The following is a 17,521-nucleotide window of genomic DNA, read 5'->3' on the forward strand; positions in this document are numbered from 1 at the left end:
TATTTCTAAATTAGGATTAATATCATGCCAGCATATAAAGCTCCCCTACACGACATTCGTTTTTTAATGAATGAAGTGTTTGACTACCCAGCACATTACAAAACTTTATCCAACGGCGAACTCGCTGATGCTGACACTGTAGACATGATTCTAGAAGGTGCAGCGGATTTTTGTGAAAACGTACTTTCTCCCATTAACCAATCTGGCGATGAAGAAGGTTGCCATTTTGACAATGGAGAAGTGAAAACACCAAAAGGTTTTAAAGAAGCCTATGACCAATTTGTCCAAGGTGGTTGGCAAGGTTTATCTTTCCCTGAGGAATTTGGCGGTCAAAACTTACCACAATCTTTAAACTTGATTAAATCGGAAATGATGGGGACGGCAAACTGGTCATTCCAGATGTACCCAGGTTTAAGTATTGGCTGTATGAACACCATTTTACAGTTTGGTACAGACGAACAAAAAAACCTGTATATGCCAAATTTGGTTGCAGGAACATGGTCAGGTACCATGTGTTTAACAGAACCACAATGTGGTACAGACTTAGGCCAAGTCAAAACCAAAGCAGAGCCAAATAGCGATGGTACCTATAATATTTCAGGCACCAAAATTTTCATCTCTGCGGGTGAACAGGATTTAACTGAAAACATCATTCACATCGTTCTCGCCCGCCTTCCAGATGCACCTGCTGGCACCAAAGGTATTTCTCTGTTCATTGTGCCTAAATTTTTGGTGAATGAGGATGGTAGCCTCGGTGAACGCAACCCTGTAACGTGTGGTTCAATTGAACATAAGATGGGGATTCGAGCTTCTGCAACAGCGGTCTTAAACTTTGATAATGCTGTAGGTTATTTAATCGGTGAACCGAACAAAGGCTTACATGCCATGTTCACCTTTATGAATACTGCACGTATTGGGACCGCGATTCAAGGTATTGCACATGCCGAATTGTCTTTCCAAGGCGCGTTGCCTTATGCCAAAGAACGTATGTCGATGCGTGCCCTTTCAGGTAAAAAAGACCCTGAAAAAGTCGCAGATGCGATTATTCACCATGCAGATGTGCGTCGCATGTTGTTGACTCAAAAAGCCATTGCTGAAGGTGGTCGTGCCATGATTTATCATGCTGCACAAATTGCCGATAAAATGGCCGATGCCTTAACACTGGGTGATACAGCCGCTTTTGAAGCAGCCGATGATCATTTAGGTTTTTACACCCCAATTTTAAAAGGCTTTCTAACAGAATTAGGCTTAGAAGCGGCCAACCATGGTATGCAAGTTTATGGTGGTCACGGTTATATTAAAGAATGGGGGATGGAACAAATTGCACGAGATGCACGTATTTCAACCCTATACGAAGGAACTACAGGTGTTCAGGCACTTGACTTGATTGGTCGTAAAGTTTTACTGACCTCTAAAGGTAAAGTGATTCGTGACTATACGGCTGAAATTTTAAAATTCTGTGGTCAACATGCACGCAATAAATACATGCGCCGTTTTGCGTGGGATTTAACCAAGCTTTGCGCACAGTGGAATGCTTTAACTGTGCGTATTATGCTTGCAGCACGTAAAGACCGCGATATCGTATCAAGTGCATCTGTAGACTTCCTCATGTTCTCGGGCTATGTGATGATGGCTTATTTCTGGGCGCAACAAGCGGCAGTAGCTTCTGCTAAACTTGCAGCAGGTGAAGGTCAAGAAACCCCAGAATTTTATAAAGCTAAAATTAAAGTCGCAGACTTCTACTTTGAACGTTTGCTACCACGTACACAAGGTCATGCTGAAGCGATGGTCAACCCTTCACGCACCATGACCTCATTAGCTGCGGAACATTTTAGTTTTGATTACTAAGTTATAAACTCAATAAAAAGACCGCTAAGGCGGTCTTTTTATTCTTCGCATCTCTTTTAATTTCTCTACTGAACTTCTTCCAATAAAGCCTGAGCTGCCATTTTACCCAAGGTATTCGATGCCAATGGACTATCACCTGTAATTAACTTACGGTCTTGAATACATTGTCCTGACATCTCTTTATTGACCACCTCAACACCCAGTTGTTCGAGGCGTTCGGCCAATAACCAAGGTAATTCCCCCGGCATATAGCCAATGTCTAGGTTTGCTCCTTGATCAAGTGCATCAGGGAAAACACACATTTTATAGCCTTTGAAAATATAATTTTCTGGTGCTTCATTCACAGCCGCGGCCAATAATCCTGCTGGTCCATGGCACAAAGAAATCACAAATTTATCTTTGTCCACTGCCCATTTCAGTAAAGTTTTTAAGTCTTCACTTTGAGGTAAACCAATTAAAGCACCATGCCCACCGGGAATAAAAATAGCCAAATAGGGAGAGTCCTCACCTAAACTATTTTTCAATACATCTGCAAGTTTTAAAGGCTTTTTAAACTGGGCTAAATATTTTTGGAATGTTGCTGGCACCACAGCATCTTCATGAGGCATCGCCCACATTTCAAGCTTGACAGGATTGCCTGATAAGGTCGCAATATCGATTTTGAAACCTGCACGATCTAGATGATACATCGGCAACAAGGTTTCTACAGGATGGTTGCCCGTAGAGAAGAATTTGCCATTTTTCATGAGCAAATAGCGTTCATCGCTTGCAATCATCAGAATTTTTTTATTCCCAGTATAAGGCGTTGGATAGTCCGTGCCATCAAAATCAGTTTTACTGGCAGTGTATTGAGAAAGTGAGTAAGGCGAAGGGAAAAAGGCATTATCTTCAGCTAAATCAGGGGTTGGATTATGGTCTTGGCTGGTCTGTACCATGCGAATTCTCCTTTATTATTGCGTGGTTATTTTCAACTTTTCGAAACCTAGAGTCTTACACTACAGCTCATTTATTCAGCATAACAAAGTTTCACAGTGGCACTGTTTTAAGATGTAATTCAAAGCTTTTCTATACAACAAATAAAATTTAGCCAATAAAAAACCCCGACATCCTGTCGGGGTTTTTCATATTCAATGCTGAGGTATGACTCCTGTCTTACCTTCGTCCTTGTGCAGATCTTTATTGTTATTCTATTGGAGCATCCTGCTCTCTATGGCTCCATAATATGAAAATCAGGATGAGGCGCATAGGCGCAAAAAGCGGGAATTGATGTAAGCTAATTCGTACAAAGTCAAAGTCGCTGACTTTTACTTTGAGCATTTGTTACCTCGTACACAAGGTCATGCTGAAGCAATGGTCAATCCTGCACGTACCATGACTTCATTGGCTGCGGAACACTTTAATTTTGATTACTAAGTTATAAATTCAATAAAAAAGACCGCTAAGGCGGTCTTTTTTATAACAAGTATTTTAGTTTTTTATTCATTTTCAGTAATATTAATCCAGCAAAGATTGAACATGCCAATACAGCCAAGCTAAATAAGGTTTGTTGATTTAAAAAATAGCCTTTTAAATGGTAAATAAAAAAAGGATGAATTAAAAAATGGCCGTCGATAAACTTGCCAACTCTTTATTTGTCCCTAGTATGTTTTTATTGAAAAAGTATAGAAAGATAATCGGTACAGCAATAAATAAGGAAAACATCTGATGCAGACTTTCCTTCTGGCTAATGAAAAAATAATTCGCGAGTGATTCTACGATCACTAAAAAAACTACAACAATGACATGCCAAAGCTTGATCGTTATTTTATTTTTAATTTTATCCTGACATTTATTCAGCAGAAAACCTAAAGTCAAAAAGGGGAAACTCACCCATAAAAAATTACGATGTACTGTGTATGTATTTAATTCAGCATCTATTTTTCCCTGAAATAAATGTAAATTACCGACTTGCTGAAGCATAACCCCAAACAAAAATAAAACAGCACTCGCAACAAAAAGCTTTTTCGCATTTATTGCTCTACAGAAATATAAAATAGAGCCACCCAACAACACGCCCTGAATATACCAAAGCACATAATAACCATTATACAAAACAGAACGATTATAGGAAAAGCTTTGAGTCCACCATATGGGTAAATAAAAGATCATCCAAACGGCATACAAAATAAAAATACGTTTCAGTCATGTTTTATATCTTTGGAGACTATTAATATAAACAAAATAATAGCCTGTAATGACTAAAAAAATAGGGACTGCTAGCCTAAATATTCCCTGCACGAAAACATGGCTTAAAAGTGTCGATAGATCATAAAAAATACGGGTATGTAAAAAAACCACAGCAATTGCTAAAATGACTTTCAAAATATCAATCGATAAATTTCTTTCCATTTTCTACTCATACACGTACATAAAGTTAAATTTTAAAATCAAAGAAACTCTTCCAACACCGAATTTAAAAATACATGCCCTTGCTCAGTACACGCTAAACGTGTTTCATCATCCGACATCAACTTTCGTGCACGTAAAGAACTTAAAAGTTCATCCAAGCCAGTCAAACTCAAACCTGTACGCTGCGCATAATTTTCAGCAGCAACTCCATCATTTAAACGCAAAGCATTCATCATGAACTCAAACGGCAATTCATCTGCTTCAATCCGCTTAAACTGCACATGCTCCGCAGGAACTTTGGCTAAATAATCCTTAGGTAAGCGGGTTTTCTGAAAACGGTACACGCCATCTGGCTGGGTAACTTTCGCATGTGCCCCTGCCCCGATTGCCAAGTAATCGCCAAACTGCCAGTAATTCAAATTATGTGCGGAAGGTAATTCTTTACGCCATGCCGAAACTTCATAGTTAATAAAGCCTTGTGCTTTTAAATAAGCTTCACCCTGCACCTGAATTTCTTCGAGTACATCATCTACAGGTAAAATAGGCTGCGTTCTAAAGAATACCGTGTTCGGTTCAATGGTCAATTGATACCATGAAATATGGGTTGCACCATTTTCTACCGCCAACTTTAAATCTAACAAAGCCTGCTCTAAAGTCTGTTCAGGCAAACCATGCATCAAGTCCACATTAATCCGCTGAAATCCTGCATCACGTGCCAAACCAATCGCAGAAATCGCATCGGCATTGCTGTGAATTCGTCCCAACTTTTTTAAATGCTCGGTATTAAAACTTTGTACCCCAATCGAGAGACGATTAATACCTGCTGCCAAATAATCGGCAAAAGGATCATGCTCGACCGTACCCGGATTGGCTTCTAAGGTAATTTCACAATCGGCCTCAAAAGGCAGTAAGGTTTTTAATTGGCTAAATAACCATTGATAACCTTGTGCAGAAATGAGCGAGGGCGTACCACCGCCAATAAATACGCTATGAATGGCTCGACCTTGAGCAAATTCAACTTGGGTATTAAAGTCCTCAACCAAAGCCTGTAAATACTGTTGCTCCAAATCCAAAGACAGTTTGCCATCTGGCACCGCATGCGAATTAAAGTCGCAATACGGACACTTACGCACACACCACGGCATGTGAATATATAAAGACAACGGAATATTTTCAGGATGTAAATCTGTCAAGGAAAAGACTCTAAAGCACAACGGGAATCTTGCATATTTTAACATGACTGCATCAAGACACTTATGAAATCTATGTGTATTTGGATTAGACTGATAAAAAGACAAGAAGAATGAATGGGTTAAAATGATGAAAATATCGAGTCAATTGCTGTTTTTCTTACCGCTTGCATTCGGTATTGGTATTGCCATGACCTTTCAAACTGCCATTAACAGTCAATTAAGAGAACATTTACACTCCCCACTACAAGCAGCATTACTGTCATTTACTGTGGGAACTATCGTCTTAGCGTTGTTTGTGCTATTCCAACCTGTACCTAAACCTAATTTACAAGATTTTTCCAGTATTCCTTGGTACTTGTGGCTAGGTGGATGCTTAGGGGTTTATGCCATCAGTATAAGCATCTATACTGCCCCTAAATTAGGTTTTCTCACGTTCTCAGGTTTGGTTATTTTTGGCCAAATTCTGACATCGATGATTTTTGACCATTTTGGTCTACTTGGTACCGACAAAACGCCTGTGAATTGGCAGCGTTTACTCGGCGGCGTCGTAATTTTTATTGGTGTGCTTCTCACTTTACAACGCTAAATCTATTCTGACCAAGCACATAATGAAGATGAGTAATTTTTGTGTCGAATGTCATATCTACCCGCTATGAATTAAAACAACTTTTCCATTTAATGTTACCCATTTTGGTGACGCAATTTGCCCAAGCTGGTTTGGGATTAATTGATACCATTATGGCAGGACATTTATCGCCAAACGATTTAGCCTCGATTGCTGTTGCTGTTGGTCTTTGGATTCCTGTCATGTTGCTGTTTAGTGGCATCATGATTGCGACCACACCTTTGGTGGCGGAAGCCAAAGGCGCTCGTACGCCTGAAAAAATTGCCACCATTGCTCGGCAGTCCCTATGGGTCGCTTTTATTTTAGGAACCATTGCAGGACTTGTTTTACAGGTTATGCCGTTTTTACTGCCACTATTTGGTGTACCTGAAAGCCTGCAACCCAAAGCCAGCCTGTTTTTACATGCAATTGGTTTTGGTATGCCTGCCGTGACCATGTATGCGGCACTGCGCGGCTATTCCGAAGCTTTAGGCTATCCACGACCTGTCACCGCCATTAGCCTTCTAGCTTTAGTCGCACTGATTCCGTTGAACTTTGTGTTTATGTATGGCTTAGGACCTGTGCCCGAATTGGGTAGTGCAGGCTGCGGCTTTGCAACGGCCATTTTGCAATGGTTGATGTTCTTGACCCTTGCCACCTATATTTTTAAAAGCAGTGCATATAAATCGACTCAAGTCTTTGCCCTATGGGAAAAAATTAACCCTTACTGGATCAAACGCATTTTAAAATTGGGTTTGCCGATTGGTTTAGCCATTTTCTTTGAAGTCAGTATTTTCAGTACTGCGGCGATTATTCTCAGTCCATTAGGCGATACGATTGTCGCCGCCCATCAAATTGCAATCTCGATTACCTCACAATTATTTATGATTCCAATGTCCTTGGCGATTGCACTCACCATTCGTGTTGGAACCTATTATGGTGAGAAAAATTGGGCAGCCATGCGCAAAGTTCAAACTGTCGGATTGACGGCGGGCACCTGCTTTGCCCTTATTACCATGTTGTTACTTTGGGTGTTCCGTGCCGAAATTATTGCGATTTATACATCGGACTATGATGTGGCACAAATTGCAATGTATCTGGTTTTATTTGCGATCGCCTATCAACTCATGGATGCATGGCAAGTCAGTGCTGCGGGCTGTTTGCGTGGTATGCAAGACACCAAAGGGCCAATGTGGATCACCATGATAGCCTATTGGGTCGTGGCTTTTCCTGTCGGTATTTATTTGGCGCGCTTTACGTCCATGCAAGCAGCAGGCGTATGGGTAGGCTTGATTGTTGGTTTAACTGTGGCTTGTGTGCTCTTGCTCAGCCGTCTTTATCTCAATAATCACCGTCTCAAACAATCGGCTTAATCAAAGACTATATTCCCTTGTAGCTTGAATACGAGGGAATACTTTTATTTTAAATCTATCAATCTGTTGCTCCAATCAAACTCTTCACAGCTTTCAGCATTCTATTGATCTTTTTTATCCTGTATTGATGCCAAATAATTCAATGTATTTGAGCCTTAAATACTGAACAACAACCATAAAAGTTGAAAATTTGAAGCGAAAATTTAAATATATTCACGCATTTTTAACAATTTAAAATAGGCAAACTTAGTTTTAACGCCTATGATCAAAAACACTCAAGATTAAGATCTTTCCGAGGTACACTGCATGGCCAAAACGACTCGTACACCTGGTCGTCGCTTTATGAAACTTGCCAGTATGACAGCAAGTATTGCCACCAAAACCGTGTCCAATTCGATTAGAAACTTTAATGCCGATGAAGAACAAAAAAATGCGGCACGTAGCCAGTTGTTTCAGGATATTGGGATTCAAATTGCAGACACGCTCGGTGAGATGAAAGGCGCCGTGATGAAAGTCGGTCAAATTGCCTCACAATATAAAGATATTTTCCCGCCTGAAGTATCACGCGCGATTGCCAAACTGCAACGTCAAGCCCCTGCCATGCCATTTGGCGAAATCAAAAAACAAGTCGAAAAAGAACTAGGCAAACCCTTAGATCAAATCTTTAAACACTTCGATGAACAGCCTTTTGCTGCGGCTTCGATTGGTCAAGTGCATAAAGCCATCTTGCCGCATGGTGAACAAGTGGTAGTGAAGGTGCAATATCCTGGCGTAGATGAAGCCTGTGAGAGTGATCTCAAACAAGTAAGACTCGCCTTGCGTCTGATGGGGGTATTAAAGGTTGATCGTAAATTACAAGATCGTTTATTTAAAGAAATCCAACACAGTTTAGACAATGAACTCAATTATCAGATTGAAGCACAGAACTTGGAAGTCGCACGTACCTTCCATGAAAAACTCGACAGTAAAATTATTATTCCCAAGGTCTATCCCGACTACTCTTCACGACATATCCTGACTTTGAGCTTAGAAGCTGGTGACAGTATTGAAACTGCCAGCACTTGGCCACAACAAACCCGCAATGAATTGGGACGACGCTTACTACGTGCGATTGGGCAGGAAATTTTTTATCTGAAACGCTTTCACTGTGACCCACACCCAGGTAACTTCGCATTTCGTGAAGATGGCAGTGTGATTATTTATGATTACGGCGGTGTGAAAGTGCTGTCTAATGAAATTGTGCATCATTTCAAACAATTGATCCAAGCCTCACGTCGACAGGATATTTCCGAAATTGAACAGCAACTGAATGCCTTACATGCCATTGCTGAACAAGGCAAATTCCCAGAACCTCTATATCAAGCTTGGTTAGAAGTGCTGATGCGTCCACTGACAACACATTATGATTTTGCAGAAAATTCAGCGCATCATGATGGCATGGAACTGGTGAAATCATCCCTGAAATATTGGGATGTGTTTAAACCTTCTCCTGACACCTTAATGGTCAATCGCACCGTCTCTGGACATTATTGGAATCTGATTCATTTAAAAGTAAATGATAATTTAAATGATGTTTTTGAAGAACTTGTCCCTTCCCCGCATATCCAATAAAACTCCATAAAAGACTGATCATGATATCAGTCTTTTTATTTAGATTATTTATGTTATATTATAACATATCAATTTAAATTCAATAAGGAGTCTTAAAATGCGTCCGAACATTCATCCCGAATATCGTGAAGTACTGTTTCATGATACCAATGCAGATGCTTACTTTATTATTGGAAGTACCATGCATACAGCGCAGCAAAAAGAATATCAAGGACAGGTTTATCCCTATGTCAGCTTAGATATTTCCAGCGCCTCACATCCGTTTTATACAGGTGAAGTACGTCAAGCCAGCAATGAAGGTCGCGTTGCCAGCTTTAATAAACGTTTTGCACGTTTTCAGCGTAATCGTTAAAAATTAATCTTGCTTTAAGTTTGACGTTCTAAACTACAACTATTCAGAAGTCTAAGTCTCTATCCTCCACTTAGACTTCTTTTTTTTACTCAAGTTTTTAATGACAATAGATGGGAAAAAATAACATAGCCTACGGCCAGAAGAATCACTCCAAGAATCACACTCGAAACAGCGTAGCCAATTGCCCACATGGCTTGTCCTTCGCGCAGTAAATTAAAGGTTTCTAAGCCGAAACTAGAAAATGTGGTGAAGCCTCCTAAAATGCCCACCATTAAAAATAAACGTGCATTGTTCTGTAAAGTTGGATATTGCTGACTAAAGGCAAAAAATACACCTGCCAAAAAACAACCCAGCAAGTTAATACACCATGTTGCCCATGGAAAGGTTGAACTGGATTTAATGAAATAACTGCCCAAACCATAACGAGAAACAGCACCGATTGCTCCCCCCAGTGCCACTAATAGCCAATTCATGCCTTGATCATCTTCATTCAAATAAACCCTGTTATCCGCTTCTCATCCGATATTGTCAACGCTCACTCTGATAAAATCATGACAGAGCCAACATAAAAATCATCCGAATTTAGACAAAACTTGCTATAGTCAGAACCCATTTTCTACTGTGTTTGAGGACATTATGGCTCAGGACTTACTGGCGCAATTACAATCTGGCGAAGCTAAATTTGCAGATGTGTTGGCTTATATCGAAGCACGTTATACCCACACCCCAACTGCGTTTAAAAATGGACAACACAGCAATGCTGCAAGCGAAAACCAAGGCAGTGCTAAAGTTTTTTCTTTTGCCAAGCTCAATAATTTAAACCCTGAGCAAACCTTGTCTTTATTTGCAGAGCACTATGCTGCGGTATTGGCAACGCCTGAAGCAACAGATCATCAAAACATTCGTCAGTTCATGCAAAATGGCTGGGCAGGTATTGAGTTTGAAGGGCAAGCGTTAACTGCAAAATAATTGCTCGTTCATCAATATAAGCACTGTTCAAATTTGTCCTGCACTTCGTGATGAAATAAAGGTTGAACAGTGCCCGAGCGCATCGAATTAAGCTTTGACTTTCTCAATCCAAACAATAGATTTCACACGAAATAATTCACATGCACCATCGCCAGTATCTGTGGACGTTAAAGATGAGCGCCAAACCAGATCTTTGTCTTTAACCTCGACCAAATCTCCCTGTAAGCGCACCAAATCTCCTCGTTTTACTTTTTGAATTTGCTGTGCAACCTTAGGATTGGCAGGAATAATATGCATATTCGATACCATTTGCATGGCTTGCTCAGTTGGCACTGGCACTTTATCCATTTTCCAATTCAAGTAGCGGTCATACTGATTAACCGAAATATGACGGGCAATTTCAGGTTCTGCAAACAGGCCCCAGCTCACTGCATAATCGATGGGTGAAAACTTGGCTTGCTCATCATCAGTATAGGTCTTAGAACCTAAAATCCGAAAATCCCCCTTAAAGGGCTGCAATACCGAAATTGATTGATCTTGAATAATTGGTGCCAAACCTTTAGCAATATTATATTCGACAGAAGATGCCATTGAGCCTGTACTCAACATACTCAAACCGAATAATGAAAGTGCGATCATTCGAATGTTCATGGCGACCTCTTGTATTGCTTTTAAACCTGTTCTAGTGTCAATCATACGCCTGAATAACAGCTTAAAATTTGCAGAATTGGTAACAATATAGAAGAGTTTGGTCACAACCCACCAAGTCAACAGCCATTTAAATTGGACAGATACCGCCATGCTTTATCAGTTTTATCAACAACAGATTTTCCCTCACCTGCTCAATCAGGTGATGCAAACGCCCAGTTTAATGGATAAACGGCGGGAACTTTTACTGCCTGTTGCAGGTGAAGTACTCGAAATTGGCTTTGGTACAGGCATCAATTTACCATTTTATCAAAATGTCGATTTACTCTATGCCCTTGAACCAAATCAGGATGTTTTTAAACTGGCATCCGAGCGAATTTTTGCAAGTGATATCGACGTTCAACATTTACAAGCCCGTGCGGAACATATTCCCTTAGCCGATCACTCTATCGACCATGTGGTCAGTACTTGGACCTTGTGTAGCGTAAAACGACTTGATCAAGTCTTGCAAGAAATTCAACGCGTACTCAAACCGACAGGAACTTTGCATTTGGTCGAGCATGTACTTAATACCGAAAATAAAAAAATTCGCCAACTGCAACATCTGATTACACCTATTCAGAAACATTTGGCAGATGGTTGTCGCCTAAATCGCAATATCGAGCTGGCATTAGCTAAAGCAGGTTTTCAGCTCGATCAGTATGATTATTTTTATGCTGAAGGCATTCCAAAAATTGGGCAACAAATGTTATTGGCACGTGCGCAAAAATTACCGTCTTCTTAAATGCAGGGCTTACAATATTTAAGGTGTTGCGTTAACTGTCTTCAAAATCAATCCGAATGGTCTCAAAACGAATTCGACCTTGCTGAATGGCTTGTGCAATCGCTTGCTGACCTTTAGTAAGTCGCGCGCCGCCACTTTTAATATCGATGAGTACAATCTCGACATCATCAACTTTGCCTTGTCCATCGCGCAAATCGGTATAACCATCAAAGACCACATAATCTACAGGATCACCTAAAAACTTGGCATCACTGGGTAAGTATTGAAACTCAGGTAAAATCGGGGCAAATTGTTCCGCCATTTTGCCTTTTAATACTGCACGGCTGGTATTTACACTGCGTTTTTGTGCCTGAGTAAGGGCTTGCTGATGTTCCAATTGCAACTCTGCAATATAGCGTTCATATTCAGCTTTAATTTTACCGTTACGGGTTTGACTTAAAATTAATGTCGTCAGTACAACCCCAATACATGCCCCTATCAACATAGCCATCCAAATCGACATGCATTCATCCTAATTTCAAATAAATTTTGACTTACAACTTTTGTCCTGTGCCCTAGTCTTCGCACAAAAGAATGATATGCTAGGACTGAACAGAATTAAATCTTTAGGGTCATGAAAACAATTTTAATTGCCAATCAGAAAGGGGGTTGTGGGAAAACTATCACAGCGATTAGTCTTGCCGCAGCATTAGCTCAAAAAGGCTATAAAGTCGCTCTTGCCGATGCGGATAATCAGAAATCTGCACGTCAGTGGCTGAAACAACGCCCTGAAACTGCTGCTAATATTCAAAGTCTGGATTGGCGTCAAGACAAGTCCGTGGGTGAAAGTCCAAAAAACATTGAGTATCTGGTCATTGATGCGCCTGGGGCGTTATCAGACAGTCAAGCTGAACAATTAATCAGTGAAGCCCATGCCATTATCACACCATTGCAGCCTTCATTTTTCGATATTGATAGTACCCGTCGCTTCTTAAAGCATTTGCAAGAGATTAAGCGGATTCGTAAAGGAAAAGTGCAGATTTTGCTATTGGCAAACCGCGTAAAAGCCAATACTTCGGGTTCAAAAGAAATTCAAGAGTTCTTCAGCAAAATTGAACAACAACCTATCGCATGGATTTCAGAACGCACTGCTTATGGACAACTGGCGATGCAAGGTTTAAGTGTATTTGATAAATCTCAGAAAAACTATTTAACCCTGCAAAGCCAATGGCAGCCTGTATTGAACGCCATTATTGATGATCCAAGCGAATGGTTTTGATTTTTGAGGGATAACACAACCACGTCGAGATTATGTGAAACTTGCCGAGCACTCATTTTCGAGTGTGCTGTTTTCGGTTAAGATGAGTTTGAACTTTAATATTAATCAGTGAAAAATAGTGCAACAATACGCGCCTACAATACAGAAAGTCTTGTTATTTGGATTGTTTTTTATCCTGATGTTTTTGGGCTTTCATGTGCTCAAATACTTTATTGTGCCTGTGCTGTGGGCTACGATTATTGCCTATATGACTTGGCCGCTGTACCAGTCAATTTACCGGTCCTGTGGTCAACGCTCTACTCTCAGTGCCACACTGATGATCTTGTTCATTATCTTGGTCATTGGAATTCCACTCACATTTGCCATTTTTATTTTGCAGCATGAAGGACGTAATCTCTATTACGAACTACAGAAGCAGGTCTTTTCTGGGCATTTCAATGTCCCACAATTTATCCGTGACCTGCCTGTGATTGGTAAAGAAATTACACGGACTCTCAAAGAATTAAATCAAGACCCAAACAGTATTATTCAGAATATTTCCAATTGGATTCAAGGTCATCTGAATTATGGCAAATTTTTACTGAATGAAATTAGTAAAAATATTATTAAACTGTGTTTTGCCATCATGTCGCTGTTTTTCTTTTACCGCGATGGGCAAACCATTTTAAATCAAGTCAGTAAAGCACTGGAAATGGTGATTGGTCCACGTGTACACCATTATATTGATACCATTTCTGAAACCACACGTGCTGTGGTTTATGGTGTAGGTTTAACTGCTGTTGCCCAATCGTTCTTGGCAGGTCTGAGTTATCTGGTTGCAGGTGTACCAAATCCGATGGTACTGACCATTATCACCTTTTTACTTGCACTCATTCCCTTCGGTCCTCCTGTAGCATATACCTCTGTTGCCCTCTGGTTATTTGCTCAAGGACAAACTATTGAAGCGATTGGTGTCATGGCATGGGGCGTCTGTATTGTCAGTACTGCGGACAACGTGATTCGTCCTTTGGTCATTTCTGGCGCAACCCAGATTCCGTTCTTACTGATTATGTTTGGGGTATTGGGCGGTATCGCCAGCTTCGGTTTGGTTGGACTTTTTATTGGTCCCGTAATTTTAGCGGTACTCCTCGCTATTTGGCGTGAATGGTTACATGAAACCCATGAAGAAGAAGCACTCATGATGCCTAAAGCGAGTCTCGCTTATGATCTGGATAATGACTTTGATCCCCCCAAAGATCCTCCTAAATAAAACCATCTTTGAAAGCCAGTGATATATCAACTGGCTTTTTTATTGATGAAACTTATACATTCCCAAACGCAATCAATACTTTATTCAAGCCAGATATCTGATTAAATAGTGATCACTTACATCGATCACAGAATAAGGAACATGAATGCGAACTGCTTACTTTAATACTGGGATACTCACGCTTTGTACTGCTCTGCTGATTGCAGGTTGTAGTACCACCCCCACCCAATCTACGTCTAATGTTCGTACTGTTCAAATAAACAGTGTTTCTGCCCAAGGCATTGGTGCTTCGGTGGGAACTGTGACCTTACAGGACAGTCCCGTCGGCTTAATCATTCAAACACAATTAACTAACCTGCCTGCTGGCCCACATGGTTTTCATATCCACGAAAAAGGTTCATGCGAACCTGCTGAAAAAGATGGCAAAATGGTGGCCGCTTTAGCTGCGGGTGGGCATTACAATCCAACTCAAGTTACCCACCATGGAACCCCTATGACAGGTCACATGGGAGATTTACCTGTATTACATGTCAATTCTGCGGGACAATCACAGCTCAAACTGATTGCACCACGCTTAAAATTGGCAGATGTTCAAGGTCATGCCCTGATGATTCATGCTGGTGGTGACAATTATGCCGATCAACCTAAACCATTAGGTGGTGGTGGAGAACGTATTGCTTGTGGTGTCATTTAAAGACAACTGTGGATAAGTTCGAGGTTATGCACAAGTGCAAGTTTACCATTTCGACAGTGTTGATAAACCTAGACTTATCCACAATTTGGTCTCATTCACATGCATTTTGATAAAATAATTGCGATAAAATCGGCAAAGCCAAAGAAAAAAATAGCTTAAAGCCTTGAACAATAATGACTCCAGAATTGACAGTTGAGCTAAAAAAGCTCAGTCTAGTGGAAAACGATAACACTCTATAAAGAACAATACTGTGAATCCTTTACGTCAGTTTCTGCGTCCTTTTTTCACCAATTCTATTTGGGTCTACTGCTTACAAATTTTGATTGTTTTAACTGGAACAACGCTCGGTTTGTTCTATACAGGACATCAACTTTTAATTGTCCCTGTCACTTTGGGTGCGATTGCCGCAGCTCTTACCGATTTCGATGATCGGCTCAGTATTCGTCTGCGCAATTTGTTCTATGTCTGTATTTTATTTTTTAGTGTCAGCAGTATTCTGGAATTTCTTGCCCCGTATAAATTGCTGTTTATTCTTTATCTATCTTTATCCAGTGCTTTCCTAATTTTGATGGGTGCATTAGGGCAACGCTATGCCACAATTTCGTTTGGCACCATTTTACTGTCCATTTACACTATGTTTGGGCTCGGTGAATATCAAGCATGGTATCAACAACCTAGTTATTTTGTTTTAGGTGCGGTGTGGTACGGACTCAGTTCGATACTGTTCTATTTGCTCAAACCCACACAGGCCGTCCAAGATAATTTGGCGCAAAGTTTTCAGCAACTTGCAGCTTTATTACAAGCAAAAGCGCGACTGTTTGATCCTGATAATATTGAGAATGTCGAAACGCTGTTATTTGAGGTTTCCCTGCAAAATGCACAAGTGGTGCAACGCTTAAATCATTGCAAAGCCTCATTGCTGACTCGTTTAAAAGCCTCACGGGCCAATCAAAAAACCATGTACTGGCTCAATCTTTATTTTCTAGCGCAAGACATTCACGAACAAGCCACGTCCAATTATTTACATTACGAGAATATTCATCGCAACTTTAGCCGCACCGATTTAATCTTTCGGATTCAAAAAAATATTCGTTTGCAAGCCAACTCCTGTCAAAAATTGGCAGAATGTATATTGCAGCAACAGGCTTTTGAATTGGATTCGACACATGCATCCGCTTTGCAATACCTAGAAGATTCCATGCACCATTGGGTTTTAGATCATCCTCATAATATTGAAGTCAAAAACTTGAGTTTGGTGTTACGAAATTTACGCAGTGTCCAAGAACAATTTTCCAACTTAGCCATTGAACAAGACCATTACCAACAGCATTACTCTACGCATCAAGACAATTTAAATCTGTTAGATGATGACATTCATGGCATACAAGACCTGTGGCTCAAACTCCGTCAACATTTAACCCCACAATCTGCCCTGTTTCGTCATGCAGTGCGTATCGCCTTTGTCTTTGCGGTAGGCTATGCCATTTCTTTATTACCATTTGCCAAACATGGTTACTGGATTTTACTCACCAGTTTATTTGTCTGCCAAATCAGTTATTTTGCCACCAAAAGCCGTTTAAAGCTGAGAACCCTCGGAACAGTTTTGGGCGTGATTTTGGGTATACCACTACTGTATTTTGTGCCCAGTATTGAAGGACAACTGATCCTGACCATTTTATCTGGGGTGGCATTTTTCTATTTACGCTCACAAAAATACGCCATAGCCACACTCATGGCAACCTTGATGGTGTTGCTGATTTTCAACCTCAAAGGTGCAGGTTATGACATCATTTTGCCACGCATTATAGATACCCTACTCGGCTGTTTTATTGCATGGTTTGCAGTCAACACCATTTGGCCAGATTGGAATTTCCGTAATATTTCTAAAAATATTCTGAACAGCAGCAACGCAACCTTGGATTATTTCACGGCCATTGTGGAGCAATATCAGCAGGGTAAAAACAACAGTATGGCTTACCGTAAGGCGCGTCGCTTAGCGCATGACGCGCAAATTGAACTGTCTAGCATGATTTCCAGTCTAAGTGCTGAACCACAGCCAAACCCTGAACTGATTCAACATGCCTTCCGTTATCTAGTCTATAGCCATAGCCAACTCAGTTATATTGCTGCTTTGGGCAGCCATCGTGAGCAGGTTCAAGATCCTAAAATTTTGGAACTGTTGCAATGGTGTTTACAGACCTTACAAGATAGCTTAATCCTACAACACGAATTGGATCAACAACACATCCAAAGCAAACTGGATGAACTTCAATATATGAGTAATGACTCTGAACTGCCTGAACATTGGCAATTGGTGCTCAAGCAAATGAGTCTATTACTCGAAACCTTGCCTGAATTATTAAGACTGAAACAACGCTTATTGGCATTAGAAATTAAATAAATATGAATCATACAAAACATTCAAAATTTTGTGCTGATTCACTCAGATTGGTCACTGAAGACAGCTAAAGTTTTGTCGATTAGCCTCACATTTTATGTATAAAGATTCACCCGATTCAGCTAGAATCGAGATTCATTCTCAATTTTATT

Annotated in this window: 18 protein-coding genes and 1 pseudogene; 12 read left to right on the top strand and 7 right to left on the bottom strand. The window is 40.4% G+C overall.

What is annotated here, in order from left to right; genetic code table 11:
* The first annotated feature begins 24 nt into the window (after positions 1–24).
* A complete protein-coding gene (locus tag I593_RS16165; RefSeq protein WP_016168640.1) occupies positions 25–1,848 on the top strand; it encodes an acyl-CoA dehydrogenase C-terminal domain-containing protein in 1,824 nt (607 codons plus the stop codon).
* Positions 1,849–1,913: 65 nt separating this feature from the next.
* Here the strand turns inward: I593_RS16165 and hchA are convergent, their stop codons facing one another.
* Positions 1,914–2,783: a glyoxalase III HchA gene (gene hchA / locus I593_RS16170; RefSeq protein ID WP_016168641.1), complete on the bottom strand. Its 870-nt coding sequence runs from the start codon at positions 2,781–2,783 to the stop codon at positions 1,914–1,916.
* 349 nt (positions 2,784–3,132) lie between these two features.
* On the opposite strand from hchA, the pseudogene I593_RS21065 reads away from it, so the two are divergent.
* Positions 3,133–3,261, top strand: a pseudogene (locus I593_RS21065) (hypothetical protein); the annotation flags it as partial.
* Positions 3,262–3,441: 180 nt separating this feature from the next.
* Here I593_RS21065 and I593_RS20910 read toward each other — a convergent pair.
* From I593_RS20910 to hemW, 3 genes are all read right to left on the bottom strand, one after another.
* On the bottom strand, positions 3,442–3,921 hold the full coding sequence (locus I593_RS20910; protein WP_228130587.1) for a hypothetical protein: 480 nt from the start codon (positions 3,919–3,921) through the stop codon (positions 3,442–3,444).
* A 108-nt stretch (positions 3,922–4,029) separates the two neighbouring features.
* Positions 4,030–4,236: an acyltransferase family protein gene (locus I593_RS20915; protein WP_016168644.1), complete on the bottom strand. Its 207-nt coding sequence runs from the start codon at positions 4,234–4,236 to the stop codon at positions 4,030–4,032.
* Between the two features lie 38 nt (positions 4,237–4,274).
* Positions 4,275–5,474 carry a radical SAM family heme chaperone HemW gene (hemW, locus tag I593_RS16180; protein WP_016168645.1) on the bottom strand — a complete coding sequence of 400 codons (1,200 nt, stop codon included), beginning with the start codon at positions 5,472–5,474 and terminating at the stop codon, positions 4,275–4,277.
* Positions 5,475–5,553: 79 nt separating this feature from the next.
* Between hemW and I593_RS16185 the strand changes: the two genes are divergently transcribed.
* The 4 genes from I593_RS16185 to I593_RS16200 all read left to right on the top strand — a co-directional run bounded on the left by I593_RS16185 (position 5,554) and on the right by I593_RS16200 (position 9,369).
* Positions 5,554–6,015 carry a DMT family transporter gene (locus I593_RS16185; protein WP_016168646.1) on the top strand — a complete coding sequence of 154 codons (462 nt, stop codon included), beginning with the start codon at positions 5,554–5,556 and terminating at the stop codon, positions 6,013–6,015.
* A 92-nt stretch (positions 6,016–6,107) separates the two neighbouring features.
* Positions 6,108–7,406, top strand: a complete 1,299-nt coding sequence (locus I593_RS16190; protein ID WP_042068984.1) for an MATE family efflux transporter — start codon at positions 6,108–6,110, stop codon at positions 7,404–7,406.
* Positions 7,407–7,712: 306 nt separating this feature from the next.
* Complete coding sequence (locus tag I593_RS16195) at positions 7,713–9,017, top strand: ABC1 kinase family protein (protein ID WP_016168648.1); 1,305 nt, start codon at positions 7,713–7,715, stop codon at positions 9,015–9,017.
* A 97-nt stretch (positions 9,018–9,114) separates the two neighbouring features.
* Positions 9,115–9,369 (top strand): type B 50S ribosomal protein L31, encoded by a 255-nt coding sequence (locus I593_RS16200; RefSeq protein ID WP_016168649.1) that lies wholly within the window; start codon positions 9,115–9,117, stop codon positions 9,367–9,369.
* Between the two features lie 89 nt (positions 9,370–9,458).
* On the opposite strand, the gene crcB is transcribed toward I593_RS16200, so the two are convergent.
* Entirely contained in the window at positions 9,459–9,842 is a 384-nt protein-coding gene (gene crcB, locus I593_RS16205) for a fluoride efflux transporter CrcB (RefSeq protein WP_026440953.1), read from the bottom strand.
* Between the two features lie 163 nt (positions 9,843–10,005).
* Between crcB and I593_RS16210 the strand changes: the two genes are divergently transcribed.
* Entirely contained in the window at positions 10,006–10,338 is a 333-nt protein-coding gene (locus I593_RS16210) for a HopJ type III effector protein (RefSeq protein ID WP_016168651.1), read from the top strand.
* A gap of 87 nt (positions 10,339–10,425) precedes the next feature.
* Here the strand turns inward: I593_RS16210 and I593_RS16215 are convergent, their stop codons facing one another.
* Entirely contained in the window at positions 10,426–10,947 is a 522-nt protein-coding gene (locus I593_RS16215; RefSeq protein ID WP_409360596.1) for a hypothetical protein, read from the bottom strand.
* Between the two features lie 190 nt (positions 10,948–11,137).
* Here I593_RS16215 and I593_RS16220 point away from each other — a divergent pair, with 190 nt between their 5' ends.
* The gene (locus tag I593_RS16220; protein WP_016168653.1) at positions 11,138–11,770 is read left to right on the top strand and encodes a class I SAM-dependent methyltransferase; all 633 of its coding nucleotides are present in this window, start codon (positions 11,138–11,140) and stop codon (positions 11,768–11,770) included.
* Positions 11,771–11,801: 31 nt separating this feature from the next.
* Here I593_RS16220 and I593_RS16225 read toward each other — a convergent pair whose 3' ends face one another.
* A complete protein-coding gene (locus I593_RS16225) occupies positions 11,802–12,272 on the bottom strand; it encodes a Holliday junction resolvase-like protein (protein WP_016168654.1) in 471 nt (156 codons plus the stop codon).
* A 111-nt stretch (positions 12,273–12,383) separates the two neighbouring features.
* Between I593_RS16225 and I593_RS16230 the strand changes: the two genes are divergently transcribed.
* The 4 genes from I593_RS16230 (at position 12,384) to yccS (ending at position 17,372) form a co-directional block, all read left to right on the top strand.
* A complete protein-coding gene (locus I593_RS16230; protein ID WP_016168655.1) occupies positions 12,384–13,028 on the top strand; it encodes a ParA family protein in 645 nt (214 codons plus the stop codon).
* 118 nt (positions 13,029–13,146) lie between these two features.
* The gene (locus I593_RS16235) at positions 13,147–14,277 is read left to right on the top strand and encodes an AI-2E family transporter (RefSeq protein WP_026440952.1); all 1,131 of its coding nucleotides are present in this window, start codon (positions 13,147–13,149) and stop codon (positions 14,275–14,277) included.
* Positions 14,278–14,422: 145 nt separating this feature from the next.
* On the top strand, positions 14,423–14,971 hold the full coding sequence (gene sodC / locus I593_RS16240) for a superoxide dismutase family protein (protein ID WP_016168657.1): 549 nt from the start codon (positions 14,423–14,425) through the stop codon (positions 14,969–14,971).
* Between the two features lie 250 nt (positions 14,972–15,221).
* Positions 15,222–17,372 carry a YccS family putative transporter gene (gene yccS, locus I593_RS16245; RefSeq protein WP_016168658.1) on the top strand — a complete coding sequence of 717 codons (2,151 nt, stop codon included), beginning with the start codon at positions 15,222–15,224 and terminating at the stop codon, positions 17,370–17,372.
* Positions 17,373–17,521 lie beyond the last annotated feature (149 nt).

The organism is Acinetobacter tandoii DSM 14970 = CIP 107469 (assembly GCF_000400735.1).
Taxonomy (GTDB): domain Bacteria; phylum Pseudomonadota; class Gammaproteobacteria; order Pseudomonadales; family Moraxellaceae; genus Acinetobacter; species Acinetobacter tandoii.

Bases quoted from the DNA above. Each gene is read 5' to 3' on its own strand.
- I593_RS20915 (WP_016168644.1), bottom strand. From the start codon at position 4,236: ATGGAAAGAAATTTATCGATTGATATTTTGAAAGTCATTTTAGCAATT.
- I593_RS16200 (WP_016168649.1), top strand. From the start codon at position 9,115: ATGCGTCCGAACATTCATCCCGAATATCGTGAAGTACTGTTTCATGAT.
- I593_RS16215 (WP_409360596.1), bottom strand. From the start codon at position 10,947: ATGTTGAGTACAGGCTCAATGGCATCTTCTGTCGAATATAATATTGCT.
- I593_RS16185 (WP_016168646.1), top strand. From the start codon at position 5,554: ATGATGAAAATATCGAGTCAATTGCTGTTTTTCTTACCGCTTGCATTC.
- sodC (WP_016168657.1), top strand. From the start codon at position 14,423: ATGCGAACTGCTTACTTTAATACTGGGATACTCACGCTTTGTACTGCT.
- I593_RS16190 (WP_042068984.1), top strand. From the start codon at position 6,108: ATGTTACCCATTTTGGTGACGCAATTTGCCCAAGCTGGTTTGGGATTA.
- I593_RS16210 (WP_016168651.1), top strand. From the start codon at position 10,006: ATGGCTCAGGACTTACTGGCGCAATTACAATCTGGCGAAGCTAAATTT.
- crcB (WP_026440953.1), bottom strand. From the start codon at position 9,842: ATGAATTGGCTATTAGTGGCACTGGGGGGAGCAATCGGTGCTGTTTCT.
- hchA (WP_016168641.1), bottom strand. From the start codon at position 2,783: ATGGTACAGACCAGCCAAGACCATAATCCAACCCCTGATTTAGCTGAA.
- I593_RS16195 (WP_016168648.1), top strand. From the start codon at position 7,713: ATGGCCAAAACGACTCGTACACCTGGTCGTCGCTTTATGAAACTTGCC.
- hemW (WP_016168645.1), bottom strand. From the start codon at position 5,474: ATGTTAAAATATGCAAGATTCCCGTTGTGCTTTAGAGTCTTTTCCTTG.
- I593_RS16220 (WP_016168653.1), top strand. From the start codon at position 11,138: ATGCTTTATCAGTTTTATCAACAACAGATTTTCCCTCACCTGCTCAAT.
- I593_RS16165 (WP_016168640.1), top strand. From the start codon at position 25: ATGCCAGCATATAAAGCTCCCCTACACGACATTCGTTTTTTAATGAAT.
- I593_RS16230 (WP_016168655.1), top strand. From the start codon at position 12,384: ATGAAAACAATTTTAATTGCCAATCAGAAAGGGGGTTGTGGGAAAACT.
- I593_RS16225 (WP_016168654.1), bottom strand. From the start codon at position 12,272: ATGTCGATTTGGATGGCTATGTTGATAGGGGCATGTATTGGGGTTGTA.